At 42.1% G+C, this 7,127-nt stretch carries 4 protein-coding genes and 1 pseudogene; 1 reads left to right on the top strand and 4 read right to left on the bottom strand.

Features of this window, described 5'->3' with window-relative positions; genetic code table 11:
• Together DKT73_RS15030 and DKT73_RS15025 are read right to left on the bottom strand one after the other, a co-directional pair.
• Window positions 1-376 (bottom strand): annotated as a pseudogene (locus DKT73_RS15030) (hypothetical protein); the annotation flags it as partial.
• A 33-nt stretch (window positions 377-409) separates the two neighbouring features.
• Window positions 410-1,510: a S53 family peptidase gene (locus tag DKT73_RS15025; RefSeq protein ID WP_111639365.1), complete on the bottom strand. Its 1,101-nt coding sequence runs from the start codon at window positions 1,508-1,510 to the stop codon at window positions 410-412.
• Window positions 1,511-1,688: 178 nt separating this feature from the next.
• On the opposite strand from DKT73_RS15025, the gene DKT73_RS15020 reads away from it, so the two are divergent.
• Window positions 1,689-2,042: a VOC family protein gene (locus tag DKT73_RS15020; RefSeq protein ID WP_111639364.1), complete on the top strand. Its 354-nt coding sequence runs from the start codon at window positions 1,689-1,691 to the stop codon at window positions 2,040-2,042.
• A 105-nt stretch (window positions 2,043-2,147) separates the two neighbouring features.
• Here DKT73_RS15020 and DKT73_RS15015 read toward each other — a convergent pair whose 3' ends face one another.
• Both DKT73_RS15015 and DKT73_RS15010 read right to left on the bottom strand, forming a co-directional pair.
• On the bottom strand, window positions 2,148-2,951 hold the full coding sequence (locus tag DKT73_RS15015) for a hypothetical protein (RefSeq protein ID WP_111639363.1): 804 nt from the start codon (window positions 2,949-2,951) through the stop codon (window positions 2,148-2,150).
• A 21-nt stretch (window positions 2,952-2,972) separates the two neighbouring features.
• Window positions 2,973-7,127, bottom strand: a complete 4,155-nt coding sequence (locus DKT73_RS15010; protein ID WP_111639362.1) for a protein kinase domain-containing protein — start codon at window positions 7,125-7,127, stop codon at window positions 2,973-2,975.

The following is a 7,127-nucleotide window of genomic DNA, read 5'->3' as shown; positions in this document are numbered from 1 at the left end:
CGCAGACAAAGATCATCGCTTGTCGATCTAAAGAAAAACGTCTTAAATCGACAAAGTAGCCGGTTGTGGGTGTTAACGTCGAATCCTGTGGGTGGCGTTTGTAAGCGCCTTGTTCATCCACTAGATTCCAATCAATGACTTTAGACACCGCAGGCCCAGCAAGGTTAAAAGGGTAAGCGCCATGTTCGTTAAGGAAAAAACGCTGGGCTTCGCCTGCCACGGGCACTGACTCAATCACCCGACTTGGGGCCGTATAAAAAGCGTAGGGTAAGTAAGCGATTTTGCCATTGGGCCGCATGATAAAAACGTCTTGCAGGGCGTTTTCGTCGTATTCATATTCATACTTGGTTGGTGATAGATCCGTTGATCTTGACATACTTGTCTTCTCCTGTTGGTTTTTCTGAATATTTTATGTATTTTTGGGGGCTTTTAATGTTCGAATGGCCGCGAGCAAATTTTCCCCATGGGGGGAACCTAAGCCTGTGCACGGGTCCCAGCCAGAGGCGGCCGGAAAGCCGTTGCTGCCAGGAATGTTACTATTGAACGCATTTGTTCCCATGAGCTGATAAAGCAGTGGGTTACAGTCACCTAGGTTATACCCGAGAGCGCTATTCAATCGCGCAATGAGTCCCGCGAGTACAGGCGTGGCGGCGCTAGTTCCCCATGCTTGAGCTTGTTCGCCTTTTGATATCATGATACTAAAATGCGTTTTACTGGCATTTGCCGATATGTCTGGTGTGGCCAGTTTATTTGTGGGCATGCCTGTCTGTTGCTTGGCGTAATTGTCTAAAGCAGCTTGCTGGAAAGCGGGGGCGGCTGTCACGTGACTAAATGAACCACCAGAGGCAAGGCGTCCCATACCTATTACTTCTTCATTCCATACTTGTTCTTTACCATCTTTGTATAATGTGGTGCCCCCACAGGCGATCACTTGTTCGTATCCGGCCGGTAGATTAATGCCTTTTATTTTGTTATTGGAGCTGGCTTGATAAATACCATTATCGCCAGAGGCCGCCAAGATGGTTACCTTACGTTCATTGAGTGCTTTGATATTATTTTTCAATGCCTTTTTATCACTGGGGGAGAGGTATTTTTCGCCAATAGCCCAACTGGTGCTAACGACATTAACCTTATTTTCTTCATCGTCCAGAATCATCTGGAAGCCTTTTGTAAAGGAAAAAGAAGGAGCATAATATAAAACGATTGTTGCCTTTGGTACGATACCTGCCACCATTTGTACATCTAAATTGGTTTCAAGGTCTGCCATGGCTTCGCTTTCAGGAACCTCACCGACTATTTTTACCGTTGGCGTTGGCAGGTTAAATAATTGGCAAAAAGTAGATAAATCGGCAGGATTAAAAACACCACCTAAGGCTAATATGCCGACGGTTTGGCTTTCTCCTAAATTGTCTGGGAACTGATAGAAAGCCGCTATTTCTTGTGGTGAATAGCCCTTACTTGATTCATTTACTATTGTTTGTGTTAGTTTTGAGTGCTGAGCGAGGGGCATTTTCGTATCTCCTTATCATCGTCAGTTGGTATTTTAGCTTTTCTAGCAAATGTCGATTATGTTCATTCTTAAGTCAAGTTAGTTTATCCTGAAAAAATAATATTGTAAGATGTTGTGGTTATAATTTCTTATCTGGTTGCAATTTTTAAATAGCTATTATTTTTCAAAGAGGTTGTATATGAAGGTGTTTGGGCTTCAGCTTAATGTTTGGGATTTCGATGAGGCAATCGCATTTTATTGCGATGCCCTTGGGTTCGAAATCGAAAATGAAACATTTTTACCAGAAATTTTACATATAAAAAAAGATGATTTTCGTATTATTTTTTATAAGGTTGAAAAAACATCAAGCATGGACGAAATCCCTCGTTTTGTACTTAATATAGAAACAGACTTTCTATCAAGAGATGTTGAGAGATTGAAAAATATGGGAATACGTTTTGTAATGGAAGATATTCAGTATTGTCCTGTTGCTGATTATATTGAAATAGTCGATCCGTTTAAAAATGTGATTGATCTTGTTCAATTGCGTTAAAAATAGATTGAATATTTTATAATGCCCATTATTGTTTAATGTGAAATAATGATAAAAATGCTCAGATTGATTTATATTTCTGAGCATTTTTCATTTTATTCTGTTTTATGAATGAAATGTTCTAATATTGACGACATAACAGGCTATGCATGGAACTGGTTGATGAGAGTCATTAGGATTGATCCCGCCAACCTGAACGCTTGGTTTGCCGTAATGGGTTTCTAAATGTTTAATAGTACTATTAACATCTTCTGTCGAGTTGCCTAAAACAACAGGGGAGTCTGGTTTGAATTCGTTGTCATCTAGTTCTTTTGCACTAATGTAGCTTAGATGATAGCTATAGAATTTATTACTGGAGCGCATTTTTTCCGGGTATTGATAAAAAGCAATATAAATATTGTCTTCTGCTGGTGCGCCTTCTAGTTGCTCTTCAAGGTGGGCTGGAATGGTATGTAATTGATGTGTCAGTGTTGACAGATTATGAGTGATAGGTTGATCAACAGGCAATTCTGCCCTAAGTTCATCAGTTGTCATGACTTCTAATCTATCCAAAGTCATTCTTCTTAAATTGATGAAATAGCCCGGTTTGCAGGATTCGGTGGGTTTTTGGGGATGGATCTTATATTGTTTATTTTCGTCTAGGAGATTCCAATCAATTACTTTAGTGACAATAGGACCATATAGATTCGATGGATAACCGCCATCTTCATGGATAAAGAAACGATTACTGTTTTTTTCAGCGGAAACCGATTCTACAATCTTTTTTGGGTCACTGTAAAAATCGTAGCTAAGATAGGCGATTTTACCATTGGGTCGCATGATAAAGATGTCGTTCATTTCTCTAATTTCTATCGCGAGCTTAGTCGCATCATCAGTAATATGGGCGCTTGATGAACTTGTATTTGACATAAATTGATCCTTTTTTATGAATTAAATTAAGTTACTTTTTTGCAGTGCTTTTGAGAAATTTTGTATTGAAAAAAATGTATGGTTAGAGCTTTTTAATATTGATAACTGAGCATCGATAGAATTTGGTAATTTCATTTGTGTGGGATCTTGTAAGGCTTGAGCCCAATCTGACACCTTATGTATATGCTCGGTAGAAAAATCCTCATCTATTCCACAAAGGGCGATAGCGTGTAAATAAGATAACCATAAGAATGGAAAAGGGTAACGTTCTGTTAAATCATTCCACCGTTCTAAACTTTGTTTTAAATAATAAATTGATTGTTCGTAAGATTGATCTGAAAAATAAGACCATGAAAGATTTGCAAGGGCTGCAGAAATATAATCATCCATTTTTGTATCAGTAGCTAGATAGAGTGCTTTTTGTGAGAATTCTCGTGTTAAATTGATATTTTTCATAAACCGATAAGTCAATGAAAGATAAGTACAGCAACGTGTTTGTAGCATTTTATCGCCGATTCTTTCCGAAATTTCAAACGCTGTATCTAGTAGGTATCTAGCTTCATTATATTCTTTACAGAGATTTAAGCTAAAACCAAGTGCAAATTGTGCATGGGCTATAATAGCTTGATCATTGGAACGATTTGCTGCTGCCATGGCTTGTCTTGCAATATTTAAATCGTCTGGTGTAAGTTTGTAGCGTTTATCCCTAAGAGTAATGTGAAGCATATCATCATAATAATTCGCTACTTGATTTTTATTTCCAATCATACCTATAGCTGGTTCTGTTTCGGATAAAAGGAGCTTCATTTCATGAAGTTTACCAAGCCAATAATTAACGTGTAACTCGGAGCTTTTAATTTCCAGCCAAATTTTCCACCAATTCGATTTTTCTGGTGTGTCTGAATGAGGCGCTTGTAATAGAGAAACATGGGCCGCTTGGTAGTACTTGAGAGCATCATCATGTTGATGCACTACTTCATAGGTTTTACCGAGAGCGATTTGTGCTGAGGCTAGGGTTTCGTAGTCGTTTGCTTGTTCGAGTAGGCCAATGAATTCTTGTAGTGCTTTTCTGGCATTATCGTGTTGTCCATCTCTAGCTAGGCAGCTGGCAAGGCCTTTTAATATGGCTTTGAGTTGTTGCTCTTGTCCTTGCTTTTGCACTCCTTCTTCATTAAAAGTAAACGCGTTTTTTCGATAGCAGTGTAGGGCACTTTGGTATAGGTGTATGGCGTCGTCGACGGCAAAGGTGGTTTCGGCTTCGCTGGCGGCTTGGTAATAGTATGTGCTGGCTTTGTGGTATTGCTGGGCTTTTTCATAGTGCTGTGCGAGGTCTGAAGCAATAAAACGATCTATTTCTTTTGTCGTACTGAGGATGGATTCAGCAATGCGTTCATGCAGTTCTAGTCGTGTCTTCCGTTCAATACTGTCATAGCCTGCGTCTCGTACTAAGGCGTGTTTGAACAGGTAGCGGTCACCATCCACGTGACGTTGTTGGATAATAAGTTGGTTGTCGATCAGCTCAGAGACATCGTTTTGAACTTGTAATTCACTAAAGTGAGACGCGGCGACCAAAAGGTTGTAATCAAATTGGCGACCAATAGCGGCCGCCAGCTGTAACGTGTCTTTGGCATAGATAAGACCGTCGATTTTATTTTGTATAGATTCGCGTAAGCTGCCGGGTATGTCATCGATTTTTTGTGGGTCAACAAAGTCGATAGTACCCTTTGTTAGCTGAACCAATTGACGACGCTTTAGCATGGAGACCAGTTCTTCAATGAAAAGCGGAATGCCATCAGTGCGGGCTACCAGTAGCGTCATTACTCGGCTGGCAATATTGGCCCCTTCAAACAGAGTATGAATGAATTCTTCTGTGGCGGTCTCTGTTAATTGTTCGAGTGGAATATGGGTCAACGGATTATTTGCAAAGACGGCAGGGGCCGACTGGCGCGAGGTGGTTATAACGCCTTTTATCTTGTCTTGCTTTGCTAAATAAGCAATGAATTCTACTGTGGTAGCGTCTGCCCAGTGAATGTCTTCAAAAATATAAACATGTTCTGCGGACTTGCTGGATTGAGCCGTTTGATGCTGATAGCAGGTAAGAATATAAGTCAATCCTTCAAATAAGAGGGATTTTTGTACAGTGGGTTCAAGACTGGATAACTGACGGTTTTCAATGTCATTAATGTTTAACCATGCAGCTAAAAGAGTGATGATTTCCGCTGTTGGCCCAGATAAATTGCCCTTTTCTATCAACTGAGTGAGTTGCTTGCCTTGGCTTTGTGGCTGCTCTGTTTGTTGCTGGTCTGTTTGTTGCTGGTCTGTTTTTTTCTGGGCTATTTGTTTCTGGGCTATTTTTTCCTTGGTGAAGAGCGACGTTAGTAGGCGTTTTATAACGGATAGAATAGGAAAAAGAGCGTTGTTTTGGTGTTCTGGTAGCGCTTGGAAAATATGATGCGTTCGCTTGGATTCTAGCTGCCGGAACTCATGGATGAGACGTGATTTGCCGATTCCCGCTTCACCGTGTAAATGAATGATTCTGCTGTGGTTCGTGGTGTTTTCTAGGGCGCTGCGTAAAATGTCTAGTTCTGTGGCGCGTCCGATCAGTGGGTGGTTGTTGCGCACGCCACGCATAAAGCCAAATGCTTCTATGACGCGTTCGGCGATGAGTTGAGTGTAGTCTTGCTGTGCGCTTTTGTGTTCGGAAAATTGACGCTCGGAAAACTGATAGTAGTTGTCCAGTATGGTTTTGGTGTCAAGGGAGCACAGAATGCTTTGTCCTTGTGCCAGCAATGCGAGATCACAGGCGCGATGGCTGGCAAAACCATCGGGCACGGTGTTGCCGCGTTTTAACAAGATGCCAGTGTGGATACCGATATTGATTTCAAATTCGCAGCCATGGCGGGCGCTCATATAAGACTGTTGTTTTTTGGTTAAGCTGATGATTTCCAGTGCGGTTCGTGCTGCTAAACGTGCATCGTGATCACTGGCAACGGGGTAACCAAAGTAAAATACAGAAAATCCCGTTAAATTGCCCACATGAAAGCCACCATAGCGTTGGGCGACATCGATGCATTGGCTACGAGTGGCTTGAAATAGGGTTTCAACCACATCTGTGTCGGCGGCGTCTGTGTTGGCGATATCTTCTTCAAGGTTTTTGACGCGAATACGCAAGGCGAGCGTGGTAATTTGCTTACGTTCTGTGGCTTGAGTGGCGTTGACGGCTAAATGATTAGGGTCGTCTTGACGTCGTACTAGGGTGTCCTCGAGGTCTTGGGTTTGTGGTGTGACGGGCAGAAAGCGACCTTCTAGATTGTGAGTAATCAGTTCATTTAGTTCTTTGTAAAGGGCTTGAGCACTGTTAATACGCTCACTGGCATTTTTACGTAGGCTTCTTTGCAGTAGTTGACCCAGTGGGTGAGAGTGAAGGGCGGCTGGTATGGGGACTGGAATGTCGTTGAGGTGTTTATGGTAAATTTCTGCGACGCTGGCACCATGAATAGCTGGGGCACCCGTTAAACACTCAATAAAGACGAGTCCCCACATGTAGAGGTCAGCGCTGAACGTGGTAAGCTCGCCACGTAGCTGTTCTGGGGCGCAATAAGTCGGTGTACCGATGGATTCTTGGGTGATGGTGAGAACCTTATAGTCTTCCGCCCTTTGCCCTAGAGTGAGCGTACTAATGCCAAAATCCAATAGTTTTACGTGATGCTTTGCCCCAGTCTGCGAGATCATGATGTTGGACGGTTTGATGTCGCGATGAATGATGCCTTGCTTATGGGCGTGTACTAGAGCATCTAGAATTTGCAACATAATGGCGTGTGTTTCTGCCACGCTCAAGGCGCCATGCCGTTTTAGGTAATCACTGAGTGAAATACCATCCACGTACTCAAAAACACTATAAAGAGTGTTGTCGTCAATACTGCCTTTGTCTAGTAAACGAACGATATGTGGATGGGACAGCCGACAAACAAAGTTACTTTCTCGTTCAAAGCGAGCCAGTTGTTGCTGCCTGTGTTTTTGAGTGGATTGTGTCGCGAATTGGAGGAATTTTATGGCAACGGTTTGCTTGGTTTTTTTATGAACCGCTTTAAATACCGAGCCAAAGCCGCCTTGACCTATTTTATGTTGTAGGTCGTACTCTTCAGAGTCGAAATGATGCGTGGCAACCGCCGACAT

Source organism: Marinomonas shanghaiensis (assembly GCF_003259175.1).
GTDB classification, from domain to species: Bacteria; Pseudomonadota; Gammaproteobacteria; order Pseudomonadales; family Marinomonadaceae; genus Marinomonas; species Marinomonas shanghaiensis.
This window is presented reverse-complemented; position numbering and strand designations above follow the sequence as displayed.

What these genes read in the sequence shown, in the direction of transcription:
- DKT73_RS15015 (WP_111639363.1), bottom strand. Translation starts at nt 2,951, where the DNA reads ATGTCAAATACAAGTTCATCAAGCGCCCATATTACTGATGATGCGACT.
- DKT73_RS15010 (WP_111639362.1), bottom strand. Translation starts at nt 7,127, where the DNA reads ATGTCGGCGGTTGCCACGCATCATTTCGACTCTGAAGAGTACGACCTA.
- DKT73_RS15025 (WP_111639365.1), bottom strand. Translation starts at nt 1,510, where the DNA reads ATGCCCCTCGCTCAGCACTCAAAACTAACACAAACAATAGTAAATGAA.
- DKT73_RS15020 (WP_111639364.1), top strand. Translation starts at nt 1,689, where the DNA reads ATGAAGGTGTTTGGGCTTCAGCTTAATGTTTGGGATTTCGATGAGGCA.